This window comes from Paenibacillus sambharensis (assembly GCF_003233845.1).
Classification (GTDB): Bacteria; Bacillota; Bacilli; order Paenibacillales; family Paenibacillaceae; genus Paenibacillus_I; species Paenibacillus_I sambharensis.
On the sequence record NZ_QKRB01000051.1, the window covers coordinates 100985 to 117913 of the forward strand.

The following is a 16929-nucleotide window of genomic DNA, read 5'->3' on the forward strand; positions in this document are numbered from 1 at the left end:
TTCAGACAGGAGTGATGAGCATGAAGAAACTAGATCCCTACATAGCCGGTATGACCTGGGGCTGGACCGGGGTCCGGGGTACATGGGGAAATGGTAAAGCTGAGAAATCCATGGAGCTGATGAAGCAGAGGCTCAATGTGAACTGGACAGCGATTGCCTTCGGCGCTTTGCAGGAGCACCCGCAGTCGACGGAGATTCCTTACTGGGAAGCGCCTACCGTAACAGATGATGAGGTGATATGGGCCATCCGCAAAGCGAAAAGCATGGGGCTAAAGGTTGTGCTGAAGCCCGTTGTCAATGTCCGTAACGGGACATGGCGGGCCCATATTAACTTCTTCGACATGGATGTGCCCTGTGAACCCAAATGGTCCGAGTGGTTTGCCGCTTATGAGGCGTTCATCCTTCACTATGCTGCAATTGCCGAAGAAACCGGCTGCGAGCTATTCTGCATCGGCTGCGAGATGGTCCAGACCGACAGGCGGGAGCTGGAATGGCGCGAGCTGATTGCTAAGGTCCGTAATGTTTACTCCGGGCCGATTACCTACAATTGTGACAAGTATCAGGAGGATCATGTGAAATGGTGGGACGCGGTAGACATCATCTCCTCCAGCGGCTACTACCCGATTGCTGCATGGGAAGAGCAGCTTGACCGGATTGAAGCAGTTGTAAAGCATCATGGCAAGCAATTCTTCTTCATGGAAGCGGGAGTTCCCAGCCGCACAGGGTCTGAGCATCTCCCGAACGATTGGGGGTTACAGGGATCGCCGGATGAGGAAGTCCAGAAGCGTTATTATGAGACCATGTTCACAAGCTGTGACCGCCGCGGCTGGGTGAGCGGGTTCATGCTCTGGGATTGGCCGCCGCGCTTATATGATCTAAGCGATGCTTCCGCCAATGATGATTACTGCATGTATGGCAAGCAGGCCGAATCCGTAATTGCGCAGTACTATACCAGGAAAACAAGTGATTAGGAGGTGTCGTGAAGATGAGCAGCCCGGCCGACTGGCGTAATAACTGGATTGCTGAGATTGAACAAGAGCTGCAGGAGAATATTTTGTCATTCTGGATGACGCATACACGGGATGAAGAGCACGGGGGTTTCCTCGGGGAAATAGCTCAGACTATGCAGGTGAACCGGCAGGCGGACAAGAGTCTTGTGCTGAATACCCGCATACTGTGGACCTTCGCTTCCGCCTACCGCATCTACAAGGATGAACGTTTCCTTGCGACTGCCGAGCGGGCGTATCAGTATTTGACCGGTCACTTCATTGACCGTGAGCATGGCGGGCTCTTCTGGATGGTAAGTCCTCAAGGGAATCCGACGGAAGATAAGAAGCAGGTGTACGGGCAGGCGTTCATGATCTACGCGCTGTCCGAATATTACCGTGCGGCCGGCAGGCACGAAGCGCTTAATCTGGCGATTGAGCTGTTCCGGCTGCTGGAGAAGCACAGCTATGATCCGGTCAATAAAGGTTATGTGGAGGCCTTGGCCCGGGACTGGTCCCAGACGGATAACCTCAGCCTCAGCGGCAAGGACTTGAACGAGAAGAAGTCCATGAACACGCATCTCCACGTGCTGGAAGGCTACACCAACCTCTTCCGTGTATGGCCGTCTGAGGAGCTTCGCAGCTCCCTAAGGGAGCTGGTCGAGGTAACATTGAAGCACATCATTGACAGGAATACCGCTCATTTCAAGCTGTTCTTCGACGAACAGTGGGTGAGCAAGTCTGACCATATTTCCTATGGTCATGACATTGAGGGCAGCTGGCTGCTAGTAGAAGCTGCTGAGGTCCTCGGAGATGAAGAGCTGCTCCTGGAGGTCAAGCGGATGGCCGTCCGGATGGCTGAGGCAGCGCTGAACGAGGGAGTGGACCCCGATGGCGGGATGCTGAATGAGGCCGACTCCACCGGCTATGTCGACACGGATAAAGACTGGTGGCCGCAAGCCGAGGCAGTCATCGGATTTTACAATGCCTATCAGATGACTGGTGATCTTAAGTACCTTGAAGCCTCTCAGGCGTCATGGCAATTCATCCGGCAGTATATCGTGGATAAGGATAATGGGGAATGGTTCTGGAGTGTGACCCGAGACGGCGTACCTACCGAAGGTCATGCTAAGGTGAGCGCATGGAAATGTCCTTACCACAACGGCAGAGCCTGCTTCGAGATGATCCAACGTCTTGGCAATTATACAGGAAATGAATAGGAGGATGACTACAATGAACAATCTGTTTCAATCGCGCAAGCAGCAGCTGACAGAGCAGTACGAAGAGCTTCTGGCCCGCAGGAATGAGAAGGAACCACTAGGCAATGGTGTCTATGACAGGTACCGAGACCCTGTGCTTACTGCACAGCATGCTCCTCTGATCTGGCGTTATGACTTCAATCCCGCAACCAACCCCCACTTCATGGAAAGGCTCGGCATTAACTGTGTGTTTAACCCAGGCGCTATTGAGCTGAATGGGAAGTTTTATCTGGTTGCCCGCGTTGAAGGCGATGACCGCAAGTCATTCTTTGCCATTGCCGAGAGCAGAAGTGGCGTAGACGGCTTCCGGTTCTGGGATCACCCGGTCGTCATGCCGGAGACGGATGATCCGGACGTCAATGTCTATGACATGCGTCTGGTCCAGCATGAGGACGGCTGGATATACGGCCTGTTCTGCACGGAGCGCAAAGACCCGGATGCGCCGCGCGGCGACCTGTCGAGCGCTATCGCCCAATGTGGCATAGCGCGCACGAAGGATTTGAAGAGCTGGGAACGGCTCGCCGATCTGAAGACCGGTTCCAACCAGCAGCGCAACGTTGTACTGCATCCGGAATTTATCGACGGGAAGTACGCCTTCTACACACGCCCGCAGGACGGTTTTATTGATACGGGGTCAGGCGGAGGCATTGGCTGGGGGTTATCGGATTCCATCGAGAATGCCGAGGTGAAGCAGGAAATCATTATCGATGAGCGCCATTACCATACGATCAAGGAAGTGAAGAACGGCCAAGGGCCTGCTCCGATCAAGACCGACAAGGGCTGGCTTCATATCGCGCATGGCGTCCGCAATACGGCCGCCGGTCTGCGCTATGTGCTGTATGCCTTTCTCTCGGATCTGGACAAGCCTTACCAGGTTACCCATCGCCCAGGCGGTCATTTCATTGCTCCCGAAGGAATCGAGCGGATCGGCGATGTCTCGAACGTTGTCTTCTGCAATGGTGTCATTGCCCGCGACAACGGCGACGTGTATATCTACTACGCCTCTTCGGATACCCGCTGTCATGTCGCCACCTCGACAGTCGATAGACTGCTCGACTACGTTATGAATACGCCAGAGGACCCGCTGCGCTCTTATGCCTGCGTGCAGCAGCGTATCGAACTGATTGACCGAAACCTCGCTTATTTAAAGTAATAAGGGATAGGCTGCTTAAACAGCATAGGATGAGATTGCTCATACAGTACAGGACTAGATCCTCAGACAGTACAAGACTAGATTGCTCATACAGCAGGATGAGGCTGCTTCTGGCTGTAGGATGAGATTGCTTTAGTAAATAGAAGAGGCTGCTTCCGGCAAAATTGCTGGAAACAACCCCTCATCCTCCCCAATCCCCGTTTAACCACCAGCTGGCTATTGCAGCCATGAACAGCCAGTACCCGAGGAATACGGCAACCAGTACAAACCACCAATTCCTTCTAAGCCATCTCATGATTGGACCTCCATTTGATAGTTTTGAGAAACTACTCTGCTAAATGCCCTGCTTGTAGGATCACTTCAGCAGGCTGCCAGACCCTTCTTGATAACGAATATTTCGCGGATCCCAGGCCGCGTCACTTCACCATCTTATTCCACTATAACCTGTAACTGGTTTCAAGTAAACCTGCTCTACACTTGATGTTGTGCTTGCTCCCGATCACTGCTTTCTTGTCTGTACTTCCATTCTATCGCTTTCTACTAGTAACCGGCGGTATGCTTCTCCATGGGAATAGCCTGTAGCTCTCAGGATTAGCAGCAGATTTCCTTATTGATTAGTCGTCGTTGATTAGTCACCGCCTAACTTATAGCACCGACCTTATAATTTTCACCTTGGTTTCTCCGCACACTATCGTTATAATCATACATAAGACGAAGAACGTCCCGGTCTTTCCATCTTGGAGAGAAACGGGGCGTTTTCTATTTTTCGGAGGTGTAGGAATTGGATTTTGACCAAGCGCATGCCGCATTTATTTCGCACCACATGGAGAGAAGGAACGGAGAACGCAAAGGCCGGCTTGAACGCGGACACAGAGAGGCCGAAATGTTATTTTGCCGTAACGTATGGTGGCCGCTTAGAGGAAGTTTCGAGAATCTGCTTCCGGAATATGAGGTGCTGGATTGGCGCGGATATTCCTACTTCTGCGACTTTGTATGGATCACGAATGCGGTAAGACTGATCATTGAGATCAAAGGCTATGGTCCGCATGTACGGGATATGGATCGGCAAAAGTACTGCAGCGAGCTGAACAGGGAGACTTTTCTAACCGCGATGGGTTATCATCTGATCTCATTTTCTTACGATGACGTTGCTTACCGGCCTGAATTATGTATAACTCTGCTTCGTATGGTACTGAGCCGTTACCAGTCAAGCATGACCTGTCATGGCCTCCCGAGACTTATAGAAAAAGAGATTGTCCGGCTAGCCTGCACACTCGCGCGTCCTCTAAGACCAATCGATGTGCAGAAGCATCTCGGCGTGAATCATCGCACCGCTGTCCGTTATCTTCAATCCCTATGCTCACAAGGCTGGTTTACATCCGCTACCGGAACAGACGGCAAGCATGTTGTCAGATATCGGCTCCAAAGCCACAATATGCAGCATCTGCACACCTTGCTAAGCTACTAACACTGCTTTTTTGGACGGATTAACATTTCTGCGAGGTTAATGGTCATTTCCGGGAGGGGGATGAGGGGGCTAGCGCGCGATGCTCGTTGTAGCATGACTTGAGTCAACCACATAGGCGTGTTCTGGAACGGTCTGGGCTGGGCTACTCTGGGCTAGACTGTGTTGGGCTGTGTTGGAGGGTCGGCTGTGTTGGGCTGCTCTGGGCTATTCCGTGTTGGGCTGGCTGGACTGTTACGTACTGGATTTGGTTGTACTGATCTGTGTTGGGCCGGTTGTTTTGGGCTGCTCTTGGCTATACCATGCTGGGCTGGCTGGACTGTTACGTACTGGATTTGGTTGTACTGATCTGTGTTGGGCCGGTTGTTTTGGGCTGCTCTTGGCTATACCATGCTGGGCTGTGCTTATTCTATGGTGGGCTGTACTTACTCTATGGTGGGCTGTGCTGTTCTGAGCAATGTTGAGCTGGGCTGTTAGGCTGCTCTAGGCTATGCTGGCATGCCGGTGAAATTCCTGCAAAAATGCATCCTTTTCAGGAGAAATCAGGGGAAATTGCTGAAATACCTGCAAAAGTGCAGGCTTTTGAGCACGTCAGGCTCATTTCATTCGAGCGCAATGAAAATACCTGCACAATCGCAGGCTTTTGATCCGGCTTGCAAACACGAGTAGAAAAGCCTGCACTTTAGCAGGAATTTTATGTACCAGAGCATGTTACCCGCAAAAGATATGCCCCACAGGCGCAACTATTCATTCTCCCGGCTATGTGGCACTCTAAATTCTAGGTCCTCCCATAATGGCGCTCCCATAGGACGCCCCCTAGCGTGCAAAAGAACACCCCACAGGCGCATGCTGCGCCAACGTCCCTCCCCAGCCCACTATGCAAAGCACCCCACCGCCGCCGCATCATCGCTGGCCACACCTCCGCACGCCGCCACTGCACGCCACACTTCACCGCTGGCCACACCTCCGCGCGCCACCACCGCACGCCACTTCACCGCTGGCCACACCTCCGCATGCCTCCACCGCATGCCTCCCCCGCACGCCGCACCTCCGCATGCCTCCACCGCATGCCTCCCCCGCACGCCGCACCTCCGCGCGCCGTACCAGCCAGGCTGCAGGCTGCGGCGCCAGCTTCCCAAACGCCGCAGAGCCAAGCCCACTCTCCACATGACACAAATGGCACAGCATGTTAACGCCCCCCAAACAGAAGAATGCGCGGCAAGCGGCTGACGCCGCCTAGCTGCGCATTCGGTTATCTGCTGTAGAATCCCTGTAGATCACTTCGCCTGCCAATAAAATCTTCTCAAGCGGCTCTCCCGGATGCCGCACACGCTCCAGCAGACGGATCACCGCCCTCTCCCCAAGCGCTTCCTTCGGCACATGAACGGTAGACAAGGCCGGGCTGATGCGGTAGGCATCCTCAATATTATCGAAGCCTGTAACGGACACTTCGCCCGGCACCGATACGCCAAGCTCGGACAGGACCCGGATCATGTCGCGTGCGATGGAATCATTCGCGCAGACAATAGCTGTCGGCAGAGTATGGGCTCTCTTCTTCCGCGCTGCCCACTGCCGGATCACCTCTTCGCCTTCTCCCTCCTCACCCAGCCGGGTCAGGTTGTCATCCCTCAGCGGTATGCCCTGCTCCTCCAGCGCACTCCGGAAACCGGCGAACCGGTCGAGGAAGCTCCTGGAGTAACGGACATCGCCTACAAACCGGATCTCCTGATGACCGGTTGCCAGCAGATGCTTAGTCAGACGGTACATGCAATCATAGTTATTGACGAACACCGTATCGGTTGGAATCAGCGGGTCCTCATGATCGACGAGCACCATGGTGACGCCAACTCTGTGCGCCTCGAGCAGCAGAGACGAACTAATCTGCCCGACTCCGACCATCCCCAGTATGCCGTTTGGGTTCAGAATGTGCAGGAAGTTATCAACATTCTGCTCGGACACAATTACCATCCCAAGCCCTTCCGCCTCTGTCTTCGCTGAGATTCCATCCAGGATTCGGCCCCAATACACGGAGTCCTTCGTCTGAAAACGAATATTTGGCATCAAGACGAGTACAGACTGCCTGCTGCCCGCCGTGCTTATCGGGAGCGGCTGCCCCAGGTTAATATTCTTGACATATGCATTCTTCTGTGCAAAATAACCGAGCTGTGATGCAGTCTGTATAACCCGTTCCTTCGTAGCGGCACTGACGCCGCCTTTTCCAGAGAGCGCCTTGGAGACGACGAATTTGGAAACACCCAGGTAATCGGCTATTTGCTGCATGGTGACTTTTTTTGACATAATCCCACTCCAACCGCTTTCACATTCCTCTTAGTATACCATCTGAAGCAAGCGCCGTCATGCATCATGCTAGTCCGCCGGAATTGTCCTTCGCGCTTCCATCCAGCGTACATTGAACTGGGCAAAGGCTTCACTTAAATCCTCCGCTGCAATCAACTCCTGAATATAATCTCCCGACCAAAAGGAAATTCCCGCCTGCTCCGCAACCTCGAGGAACAAGTCACTTGGGGGCTCACTCTCGACAAAGATTGGCGAGAACGATAGAAACTCCTGAAACTGCGGCAGTTCAGGACTCGCGTTCCGTAAAACAGGAAGGAAGCCCCCGTCATCCACATAGCCAGACGACTTCACGAAGTATTCCACCCATGCCTTTGCGAGCGGCTTACTGCCGCTGAATTTACTCACCCCTATGAACCAGTCGGCAACAAGAGGCGCATATCGTTCATCGGGATTATTGTCATACGGAAATGGAAAAAATCCGATATCCTCTGGTGCAGCACCAGCGTCAATCACTTGGCTGATGACCCAGTTGCCCATGAGATACATGCCCGCCCTGCCTTCCGCCAGGTCTGTCTTCGACTTCTCCCAATTGTTCGCGATTAAATCCTCCTCAACGAACCCTCGGTCGATCAGGGTGCGAACGATCGAGATCGACTCTCCCCATGGATTATTCATCTGCCATGGAGCATCCTGCAGGGCCATCGCATTCAGATAGTCTGCATCACCCGTCCGGAAGCTCACCAGATCCTCTCCCCACAGCTTCATCGGCCACTGGGCCCCATAATTAATATAGATGGGGGTAATCCCGCTGCGCTTGAGCTTCTCGCATGCCTGATAGAACGCATCAAGCGTCCGGGGAATTTCTGTAATCCCGGCCTGTTCGAACGCCCGCTTGTTATACACGATCCCGTCTGTCGTCGCACCTGTTGCGATGCCGTAACGGCTGCCGTTGTAAGACTTATAATCAGCAAAGCGCATCTCCTTAAACATGTCCTCCGGCAGCGGCTCGAAATACGCCGGAAGATCCTGAGCCATCAAGTTTGTGGGCAGCAGCAGCACATCCCCCATGCTCCGGGTCGACAGACGGACCATAATATCCGTGGCGTAGTTCGTTAAGCCTTCAAATTCTACCTGCACACCCGGATGCTCCTGCTCGAAGCGCTCGGCATACTGCTGCAGAACCCCATTCTCGATTAAATCAATCCGGTTGGTCAGCACGGTTAACGTCTCCGAACCGGCGGCTTCCGGGTTCAGCTTAACCACCTCTTCACGAAGATGCTCCCTGTCTGCGCCGCCTGTTACGCATCCGCTCAAACCTGCAGTCATACACAATACAAGCATCAGCTGAATCAGTGCAGCGACACGATATCTCTTCATCGGTCTCTTCATGGGTCTCCTCATTGGCCCCCCCTCCCTGCCGGATGATGTAATGACTGTAGTTGTGATGATGAGGCTGTCTCAGGAGGGAACAGCATCCGTACGACTGTCCCGCCCCCTTCGCGGGCAGAGGCCTGCAGTCCGTAATCGCTCCCGTAATGGAGCATCATCCGCTCATTAATATTTTTGAGCCCGATTCCGCCATGCTCCTGATCAGACTGCTGTACCTGGCGGAACGAAAAGTTGAGCCTCGCAAGCTTGTCCGCATGCATACCAAGCCCGTCATCGTGAATTTGGACGGTTAGATACCGCCGCTCATCCAGCCAAGCTTTCACGCCGATGACCATCTGCCGCTTCCGGTCGTCCAAACCGTGATAGACGGCATTTTCCACAATGGGCTGCAGCAGCAGCCGGATCATCGGATAATCAGCGAGTTCAGATGGCAGCGATATGTCCAGGCGGAACCGTCCTGGGTAGCGGTAATTCAGCAGGCTGATATAATCTCTGACATGCTGAATCTCCCGTTCCAGCGTCGTGTGCTGATGCAGGCTGCCCACACTGTAACGCAGCAGCTTGCCGAATACCGCCAGCATATCAGCTGCCTTATCATCGTCGTTCAGCTCGGCCACCATTCGGATGGCTTCCAGTGTGTTGTACATAAAATGCGGATTGATCTGGGTCTGCAGCGCATGCAGCTCTGCTTCCTTCTTCTTGGCTTCCATCTGATAAATATCCTGAATCAGCTCATCAATCCTGACGATCATCCGGTTAAACTGGCTGCCGAGCTGACCGATCTCATCGCGATTCCTGACCGGAAACTTCACATTGAAGTCCCCCTGCTGCACAGTCCGCATCAGCCGCATCATTTTACGCAGTGGCTTCGTCAATGTAAAGGAAAAGATAATGGAGAGGATAAGTGCTGCCCCGATGGTCAGGAAGGTCGCAATCCATGTCACATTACGGGTCACAATTGAATCCCGCATCAGCTCGTGAACCGGAATGGAGATGATTACTTTCCAGTTTGTATTGGGAGAAGTCGTGAAGATATGCAGCTGGCGCTCACCGTTCACCTTATGGTAAAAGCTCCCCCTTGCCGCCCCTTCAGAAGCACGGACGATTGGATCCTCGGCAATAGACAGGGCAAGCCGCTCCCTGCCGCTGTCATAAATTACATTCCCATTCCCATCAATGATTACCGAGCTGCCCATTGTCAGCTTGTCCAGGCGCGTAATCTGGTCCTCAATCACATCAATATTGGCATCTACCGCGATTAAACCGATCGGCCGCAGCGTTTGATCCATAATTTTACGAACGACCGTGAACGCATAGCGGGTGCTCTTCAGGCTGCTGGTGTACTTCTGGGTCCCGAACAGCACCGCCTCCCCGCCCGACTGCTCCGCCCGTTCCATCCAATACATGTAGCTCTCCTCAATATTAAGCCGGATGCCGCCGGCCTCCGCCGAGAAGTAGCCTGAGCCGTATTTGTCAAAAATATAAACCGAGTTAGCGCCGCGCTTGATATTATTAATAAATTTGATATCCGACTGAATCCCCCGCTGGATCGACAGCAGCTGGTTAAAGTCTGCAGGGACCGTCTGGTCCGTATGCTGCTCCAGCCTCTTCTGCTGCTCATAATACCGGTTGGAGCGGATCAGATTGTGCTTAATGTCATCCTGATAAGCTGGTATGGATGAAATCCTCGTCATATCTTCGATATAATCATCCACCCGCTGCATCATATTCTCGAGCAGATTGGTTGAATAAGCGATTGTCGTCTCCTCTATGGAACGGGAGTAATTACTGTATGATATATAGCCGATAAAGCCAAGGGGAATCGTAATGACGACGACGAAAATAAACAGCAGCTTCCGCTCCATCCGCATATCAAGAATTCCGTGCCATACCCGCTTCAGCCAACTAGAATTATTCATTGCTGCACACTCATCTCTTCTGCCTACAAACTTGTAAGCGCTATCATTAAAACCTAACATCTATTATAACAAATTAATGCAATGTTAGCGCCCCTTTCCTGACAGGAAAAGGACGCTGCAAACATACAGAAGGGATCAGCGAAGACGGCGGACACCAAATGCATTATCCAGCTTGTCCAGGCCAACCTTCGGATAGTACTCCATGGCCTCCGGTGCCGATAGCAGAATAAGTGAGACTTCCTCCCCAATATGCTGCCTGACGAGACCCAGCAGTTCCTTTCCTACGCCGCCTTTCTGGTAGTCCGCATCTACCGCCAGATCCGAGAGATAGCAGCAGTAGCTGAAATCCGTCAGCGCCCGGGCAATGCCAACAAGCTTGTCACCATCCCATGCTGTGATGGTAAGATTTGCTTCAGCAAGCATCTGCGCGATTCGCTCAGGCTGATCGACTGGACGCTTGATCCCGCTGCTCCTGAATACGCGAATGACATCCTCGGTTTGTACCGCCGCGTTAAGCTTGTATACGATTCCCATACTTCTGCCTCCGTTAGCTGCCATATGGCTGTTTATTTTGCTTGATTATAGCAGGTTAACAGAGCATTTGGTAGGATAATCCTCCTTATTTCTTTACAGATCCAGCATGGAAAATCGGTACGTATACCGCCTGCATATCCCGCTGACAGTGCGGACATGTATACGCATGGAGCTGCCGACCGTGCTCCTTGCACATCCACTTTCGATACATGGTCTTCCCTCCCCTGAAACTAGTACTATGATCCTCTTTGCTAGTATGGCCAGCTTGCACAAAAAAACACCTCATCTGCGTATATCGGCTCCGACACCGGAGTATTTAACCGATTTACGTAATATGAGGTGTTTAGGCATATCGTTATAGGGTGTGATTATAGATCGAACTTAAAATCATCATCTGTCAGATACTGCACGTTGGTCGTACGCACATAGCCATTACCCTTCTTCGAGAAGAAGTCATGCTGCTTCGTCCGTGTGCTGATACCGTTGAACACGATCGGATTGACCTCCTGCTCCGGGAAGAGCGGATCAAGTCCCAGGTTCATCAAGGCTTTGTTCGCATTATAGCGGACAAAATCCTTCACTTCCTCAGCCAGGCCCAGCGCCGTATACAGCTCATCCGTGTACAGTTCTTCGTTGCGGTGCAGATATTGGAACAGGCCGTGGAAGGCTTCCAGCGCATCCTTGCGGTCCTCAGCATCCAGCTCGGCATACAGCTCCTGTGCGAGCACGCCGACGTACAGACCGTGAATGCTCTCATCACGAAGAATCAGGTCAATGATCTCGCCGCTGCTGGTCATCTTGCCTTGTCCAGCCAGGTACAGCGGGTAGAAGAAGCCGCTGTAGAACAGATAGCTTTCGAGCAGCACGGAAGCGGCCATTGCCAGCCACAGATCCTTAGGTGTCTCAATGTTCTTGTAATACTGAGAGATCGTATCCGCCTTCGTCTGCAGCAGCGGATGGTTCTCCACCCAGCGGAATACGCCGTCAATCTCTTCGGTCGACGCAAGCGTCGTGAAGATGCTGCTGTAGGACTTCGCATGAATTTGCTCCATCATGCCCATGAAGCCAAGCACTGCTTTACGCTGCAGGCCATCCACGTGTTCGAGAATCTTCGGCATGCCTACGCCGCCCTGAACCGTATCCAGCAGGGTCAGGCCGCCAAGCACCTTCATATATAGCTCGCGCTCGGCATCGTTTAATGTCATCCATGACATCTTGTCATCCGAGAGCGGAATTTCCTCATCCGTCCAAAACTGCATAATGTTCTGATTCCAGAACATTGCCGTAAAATCATCATCCGGGCGGTTCCAGTTAACCGCCTTGATCGCGCCTCTGGCGCCTGCTGCTTCCTTGCTGCTCATTTTGCTGCGCTCCCCTTCCCTGTTCCGTTCCTTACTTACACGGAGCAGCTGATGCACTCTTCTACGGACAGCCGGTTCGTCCGGGTGTAGTAGAGAGATTTCAGCCCTTTCTTGGCCGCGTAAATATAGTAGCGGGCAAGCTGTCTGGTCGTCACGTCACTGTTTACATGCAGGACAGTGGAAATGCCTTGGTCAACATGACTCTGAATTTCGGCAATCAGATCAATCACCTTGAACTGGTCCATATGATAAGCCGACTTGTAGAAGAACATGTTATCGCGGTTCAAATACGGCATCGGATAATACGTTGTCGAGTTCGCGTAAGTCCGTGTCTCAATCTGTTCCACAATCGGCATAACGCTCGATGTGGCATTTTGCACATACGAGATGCTCTGCGTCGGCGCAATCGCCAGACGGTAAGCGTGATAAAGGCCATACCGCGCCACCTGGTTCTTCAGCTCCGTCCAGTCAGCAGGCGTTGGCACCGGTATACCGTCAAACAGAGCCTTCACACGCTCGGAGGAAGGACGGTAATCCGTCTGCTCGTAACGCTCGAAGTATTCGCCTGTCGCATAATCCGAACGCTCGAAGCCTTCGAAGACGATGCCGCGCTCACGGGCAATCTCCATGCTCCGTTCGATGGAATGGAAATTCACCATCATGAAGAAGGTACGGGCAAATGCCTTGGCATCATCGCTGTCATACGCAATGCCGTTCTTCGCCAAGAAGCCGTGCAGGTTCATGGCGCCAAGACCCACTGAGTGCAGCTCGCTGTTCGCTTTGGCAACACCCGGCGCATTTGCAACGCGCGTCATGTCGCTTACAGCAGTCAGGGCGGTCATGCCTTCATGTACCGACTCGCGGATCTTCTTATGCTCCATGACATTGACAATGTTCAGCGATGCCAGGTTGCAGCTGATATCCTTCCGGATGATATCCTCATGGCCGTAGTCGCCGATCTCGGATGTCTCCTGCAGCTGGAAAATCTCCGTGCACAGGTTCGACATCTTGATCGCACCGATCGCTTTAAGCGCATGGCCGCGATTTGCATTGCTCTTGTTCATGATATACGGATAGCCGGATTCAAGCTGAATCGTAGCAATTTTGACCAGCATGTCACGTGCGCTCATAATGACTTTCTTCTTAACCCGGTCATCAGCCAGCAGCGTGTCATACATCTCATCGAGGTTCATATCGTCCATATGGATGCCATATGCTTTATGTACCGAGTGAGGCCCGAAGACATGAAGCGGTTGATTGCGTTCAGCCAGCTCATAGAATTTATCCGGAACGATCAGGCCGATCGACAGCGTCTTGAGGCGTGTCTTCTCGTCGGCGTTGATCTTCTTGCTGTCCAGAAACTCCATGACATCCCAGCCGAAAATATTGTAATAGCCTGCGCCTGAGCCCTTGCGCTGTCCCATCTGGTCCGCGTAGGAGAAGGCATCCTCCATCAGCTTCAGAACCGGCATGATGCCTTTCGCAGCGCCTTCTACGCCCTTAATCGGCTCTCCGCGTCCGCGCAGCTTCGACAGGTTAACGGCTACGCCTCCGCCAATCTTGGACAGCTGCATGCAGGTGCCGAGAACATAGTTAATGGAATTGAGTGAGTCATCCATCTCCAGCAGGAAGCAGGATACCATCTCGCCGCGTCTGCTCTTGCCCGCATTAAGGAAGGTTGGTGTCGCCGGCTGTACGCGCTGCTCCATCATCGAAGCGGCAAGCGCTCTGGCATGGTCCATGTCCCCTCTCGCCAGATGTAGCGCCACAATCGCCACACGGTCTTCGTAGTGCTCCAAGTAAAGCGAGCGGTCATTGCTCTTCACCGCATAGTCGGTATAGAACTTCGAAGCCGCCATATAAGAAGGGAATTCAAACCGGTAGCTGTGCGTTATATCATAAATTTCCTCCACATCCGCTTCGGAATAGCGGAGGTAAACATTCTCGTAATAGTCATTGTCAATCATATATCTGACTTTCTCTGACGTCGAAGCAAACTGGATGCTCTTGCGCTCCACATCCTCCATGAACGCCTGTACTGCTTCTCTGTCCTTCTCCAACTGGAAGAACCCGTCTTCCCCGCGCTTCATGAGCAGGTTGTTTAATTCAATATGCCGCAACTGCGCTCACCTCCTGAACGAATCGATGTACATCTTGTGTTGTGCCCGCAAGCTCGAATTTACTGATCACCGGGACATTATACAGCTCGGAGATCCGGTCTGCGCTCTTAGCGAAGCCTTGACCCCAATTGCGGTTGCCGCTGGCCGAAACACCCATCAGCCTGCGGTGATTGTGCTGAAGGAATGACAGAACCCGCTCCGGAACCTGCCCAAAGCCAGTCGTATAAGTAACGAGCACGAAGGGCTCGTCCACATGCATCGCTTCGTCAATTTGAATCGACGGCATATTCAGTTTTTCGACAAATCTTCTTACATTACCTGTCTTCGAATCATACGCGATAAGCATCTGTCGTCTCGATCTCCTTCCGTATCCCCTCACGCAAGGCAGCACAAAATCACCCGGCAGCAAGCTGGACCGGCGGTGTACCACTCTGTCATGCAGGACAAGCACTTGGGCTAGTTCCCTCAGGACAGCTCTGGACTCTACCAATCATACGCTGGGTCTCTATATCCTGTCTATGAAGAGGCAAGGGGCTTTCTTGGTTTTCATTAACCGAGAAAGCACCGTATTAAAACAATATGTAGTTGATAGATTAAAATTTATATCAATATATTGTGATTGTCAATCCTATATTTCAAAGTTTAATGTTTCTGAAAACTCGCATTTCGGGGGCAAAATCCTATCAAATCCACTCGCAGCAAGCGTTTCGGGACCTGCAAGCGCTATAACAAAACACTGCATATTGGGGTGTGTCAGCCCCTGCCTCCTGGTGAACAAGCAGGCGGCTGCCGGAGTATCTCCGGCAGCCGCATCCATTCCTGCAAATTGCTGCACTATTCGGTTATGAAAGAAATCAAACGGCACCTCAATAGCAATGTGACAAAATTCGAGATTGCCGGTGTTGAAGTGTGCTATTTAGCCCTGCCAATTTGCTTATTGTCAGCCTTCCCCTGGCGCTATCATACGCTCAGGCTTCACAATCCGGTCGAACTCCTCCGCTGTCAGCAGCCCGCTTCGGAGCGCCGCTTCCTTAAGCGTCAAGCCCTCCTTATGAGCGAGCTTCGCGATCATTGCCGCGTTCTCGTATCCGATATGGGGATTTAGTGCCGTCACCAGCATAAGTGAACGTTCCAGATGAGCCGCTATGACCTCCCGGTTAGGCTCAAGCCCGGCGGCACAGTTCCGGTTGAAGGAACGCATGGCATCAGCAAGCAGACGGACCGACTGTAAAAAATTGTATAGAATGACCGGCTTGAAGACGTTCAGCTCAAAATTCCCCTGGCTGGCCGCGAAGCCGATAGCAGCATCGTTGCCCATAACCTGGCATGCGACCATGGTCATTGCTTCACTCTGTGTAGGATTCACCTTGCCGGGCATAATGGAGCTGCCGGGCTCATTGGCCGGTATCGCCAATTCTCCGATTCCGCTTCTTGGACCGCTGGCGAGCCAGCGGATATCATTGGCAATCTTCATCAGATCGGCCGCGAGCGCTTTGAGAGAACCATGGACAAACACGATTTCGTCATGACTAGTAAGCGCATGAAACTTATTGACCGCAGTCTTGAACGTCCTGCCCGTCAGTTTGCTGAGCGCCTCAGCGGTAAGCTCGCCGAATTTGGGGTGGGCGTTAATGCCTGTACCGACAGCCGTCCCGCCAATTGCCAGCTCTCGCATAAAATCCGAGCTCATCCGGATCATAGTATCAGTTTTGTCCAGCATACGCCTCCAGCCGCTGATTTCCTGCCCCAGTGTCAGCGGTGTCGCATCCTGCAGATGAGTGCGGCCGATCTTGATAATATCTTTAAACTGCTCGCTCTTGCTGCGGAAGGTTTCCTTAAGCGCCGACAATTCGGGCAGCAGTTCTTCCTCCAGAGCAATGAGACCGGCGACATGCATCACGGTCGGGAAGGTATCGTTGGAGCTTTGTGAACGGTTTACATCATCGTTAGGATGGACGCGGACACTGCTGTCATTCTCGGCCAGCTTCTGGTTCGCCCGGCTGGCGATCACCTCGTTCACATTCATATTTGTCTGTGTTCCGCTCCCCGTCTGCCAGACTGACAGCGGGAAGTGGTCATCAAGCCGTCCTTCGATGATTTCATCCGCTGCGCTAATGATGGCCTCCGCTTTCACCTCATCCAGAAGTCCCAGCTTCATGTTGGCCTGCGCCGCGCTCTTCTTCAGCATCGCGAAGGTACGGATGAATGCGGTCGGCATCTTCTCCGTCCCGATACGAAAATTCTCCAGGCTTCTCTGCGTTTGCGCAGCCCACAGTTTATCAGCGGGCACCTGAATTTCGCCAATCGTGTCCTTCTCCACCCTGTAGTCCATTGCTTCTCATCCTCCCACTCATGCCGTCAGTTAGTTCAATAGTCTACCTCCACTTTATATGATAATGATTCTCAACGTCAACCTGACTGACCGCAGGCCCTTGTTCATGGTCA

At 52.7% G+C, this 16929-nt stretch carries 13 protein-coding genes; 4 read left to right on the top strand and 9 right to left on the bottom strand.

What is annotated here, in order from left to right:
• The first annotated feature begins 20 nt into the window (after window positions 1-20).
• The 4 genes from DNH61_RS16840 (at window position 21) to DNH61_RS16855 (ending at window position 4866) form a co-directional block, all read left to right on the top strand.
• Window positions 21-971 (top strand): glycoside hydrolase family 113, encoded by a 951-nt coding sequence (locus tag DNH61_RS16840; RefSeq protein WP_425452266.1) that lies wholly within the window; start codon window positions 21-23, stop codon window positions 969-971.
• 14 nt (window positions 972-985) lie between these two features.
• Complete coding sequence (locus tag DNH61_RS16845; protein WP_111147852.1) at window positions 986-2206, top strand: AGE family epimerase/isomerase; 1221 nt, start codon at window positions 986-988, stop codon at window positions 2204-2206.
• Between the two features lie 13 nt (window positions 2207-2219).
• Window positions 2220-3398: a glycoside hydrolase family 130 protein gene (locus DNH61_RS16850; RefSeq protein ID WP_111147853.1), complete on the top strand. Its 1179-nt coding sequence runs from the start codon at window positions 2220-2222 to the stop codon at window positions 3396-3398.
• Window positions 3399-4179: 781 nt separating this feature from the next.
• Window positions 4180-4866: a DUF559 domain-containing protein gene (locus DNH61_RS16855; RefSeq protein WP_111147854.1), complete on the top strand. Its 687-nt coding sequence runs from the start codon at window positions 4180-4182 to the stop codon at window positions 4864-4866.
• Window positions 4867-5811: 945 nt separating this feature from the next.
• Here DNH61_RS16855 and DNH61_RS26120 read toward each other — a convergent pair.
• The 9 genes from DNH61_RS26120 to fumC form a co-directional block, all read right to left on the bottom strand.
• A complete protein-coding gene (locus DNH61_RS26120; protein ID WP_146241066.1) occupies window positions 5812-6051 on the bottom strand; it encodes a hypothetical protein in 240 nt (79 codons plus the stop codon).
• A gap of 48 nt (window positions 6052-6099) precedes the next feature.
• Entirely contained in the window at window positions 6100-7161 is a 1062-nt protein-coding gene (locus DNH61_RS16865) for a LacI family DNA-binding transcriptional regulator (RefSeq protein WP_111147856.1), read from the bottom strand.
• Between the two features lie 69 nt (window positions 7162-7230).
• A complete protein-coding gene (locus DNH61_RS16870; RefSeq protein WP_245948217.1) occupies window positions 7231-8562 on the bottom strand; it encodes an ABC transporter substrate-binding protein in 1332 nt (443 codons plus the stop codon).
• Window positions 8559-10469, bottom strand: a complete 1911-nt coding sequence (locus DNH61_RS16875) for a sensor histidine kinase (RefSeq protein ID WP_111147857.1) — start codon at window positions 10467-10469, stop codon at window positions 8559-8561. The genes DNH61_RS16870 and DNH61_RS16875 overlap by 4 nt, the downstream gene beginning before the upstream one ends.
• A gap of 135 nt (window positions 10470-10604) precedes the next feature.
• Window positions 10605-11003: a GNAT family N-acetyltransferase gene (locus DNH61_RS16880; protein WP_111147858.1), complete on the bottom strand. Its 399-nt coding sequence runs from the start codon at window positions 11001-11003 to the stop codon at window positions 10605-10607.
• A gap of 368 nt (window positions 11004-11371) precedes the next feature.
• Complete coding sequence (gene nrdF / locus DNH61_RS16885) at window positions 11372-12364, bottom strand: class 1b ribonucleoside-diphosphate reductase subunit beta (protein WP_111147980.1); 993 nt, start codon at window positions 12362-12364, stop codon at window positions 11372-11374.
• A 35-nt stretch (window positions 12365-12399) separates the two neighbouring features.
• The gene (gene nrdE / locus DNH61_RS16890) at window positions 12400-14484 is read right to left on the bottom strand and encodes a class 1b ribonucleoside-diphosphate reductase subunit alpha (RefSeq protein WP_111147859.1); all 2085 of its coding nucleotides are present in this window, start codon (window positions 14482-14484) and stop codon (window positions 12400-12402) included.
• On the bottom strand, window positions 14471-14830 hold the full coding sequence (gene nrdI, locus DNH61_RS16895; RefSeq protein ID WP_111147860.1) for a class Ib ribonucleoside-diphosphate reductase assembly flavoprotein NrdI: 360 nt from the start codon (window positions 14828-14830) through the stop codon (window positions 14471-14473). The genes nrdE and nrdI overlap by 14 nt, the downstream gene beginning before the upstream one ends.
• Before the next feature lie 594 nt (window positions 14831-15424).
• Window positions 15425-16816 carry a class II fumarate hydratase gene (gene fumC / locus DNH61_RS16900; protein WP_111147861.1) on the bottom strand — a complete coding sequence of 464 codons (1392 nt, stop codon included), beginning with the start codon at window positions 16814-16816 and terminating at the stop codon, window positions 15425-15427.
• Between the last annotated feature and the right edge of the window lie 113 nt (window positions 16817-16929).

Bases quoted from the DNA above. Each gene is read 5' to 3' on its own strand.
- DNH61_RS16840 (WP_425452266.1), top strand. From the start codon at position 21: ATGAAGAAACTAGATCCCTACATAGCCGGTATGACCTGGGGCTGGACC.
- DNH61_RS16845 (WP_111147852.1), top strand. From the start codon at position 986: ATGAGCAGCCCGGCCGACTGGCGTAATAACTGGATTGCTGAGATTGAA.
- DNH61_RS16850 (WP_111147853.1), top strand. From the start codon at position 2,220: ATGAACAATCTGTTTCAATCGCGCAAGCAGCAGCTGACAGAGCAGTAC.
- DNH61_RS26120 (WP_146241066.1), bottom strand. From the start codon at position 6,051: ATGCTGTGCCATTTGTGTCATGTGGAGAGTGGGCTTGGCTCTGCGGCG.
- DNH61_RS16865 (WP_111147856.1), bottom strand. From the start codon at position 7,161: ATGTCAAAAAAAGTCACCATGCAGCAAATAGCCGATTACCTGGGTGTT.
- DNH61_RS16870 (WP_245948217.1), bottom strand. From the start codon at position 8,562: ATGAGGAGACCCATGAAGAGACCGATGAAGAGATATCGTGTCGCTGCA.
- DNH61_RS16875 (WP_111147857.1), bottom strand. From the start codon at position 10,469: ATGAATAATTCTAGTTGGCTGAAGCGGGTATGGCACGGAATTCTTGAT.
- DNH61_RS16880 (WP_111147858.1), bottom strand. From the start codon at position 11,003: ATGGGAATCGTATACAAGCTTAACGCGGCGGTACAAACCGAGGATGTC.
- nrdF (WP_111147980.1), bottom strand. From the start codon at position 12,364: ATGAGCAGCAAGGAAGCAGCAGGCGCCAGAGGCGCGATCAAGGCGGTT.
- nrdI (WP_111147860.1), bottom strand. From the start codon at position 14,830: ATGCTTATCGCGTATGATTCGAAGACAGGTAATGTAAGAAGATTTGTC.
- fumC (WP_111147861.1), bottom strand. From the start codon at position 16,816: ATGGACTACAGGGTGGAGAAGGACACGATTGGCGAAATTCAGGTGCCC.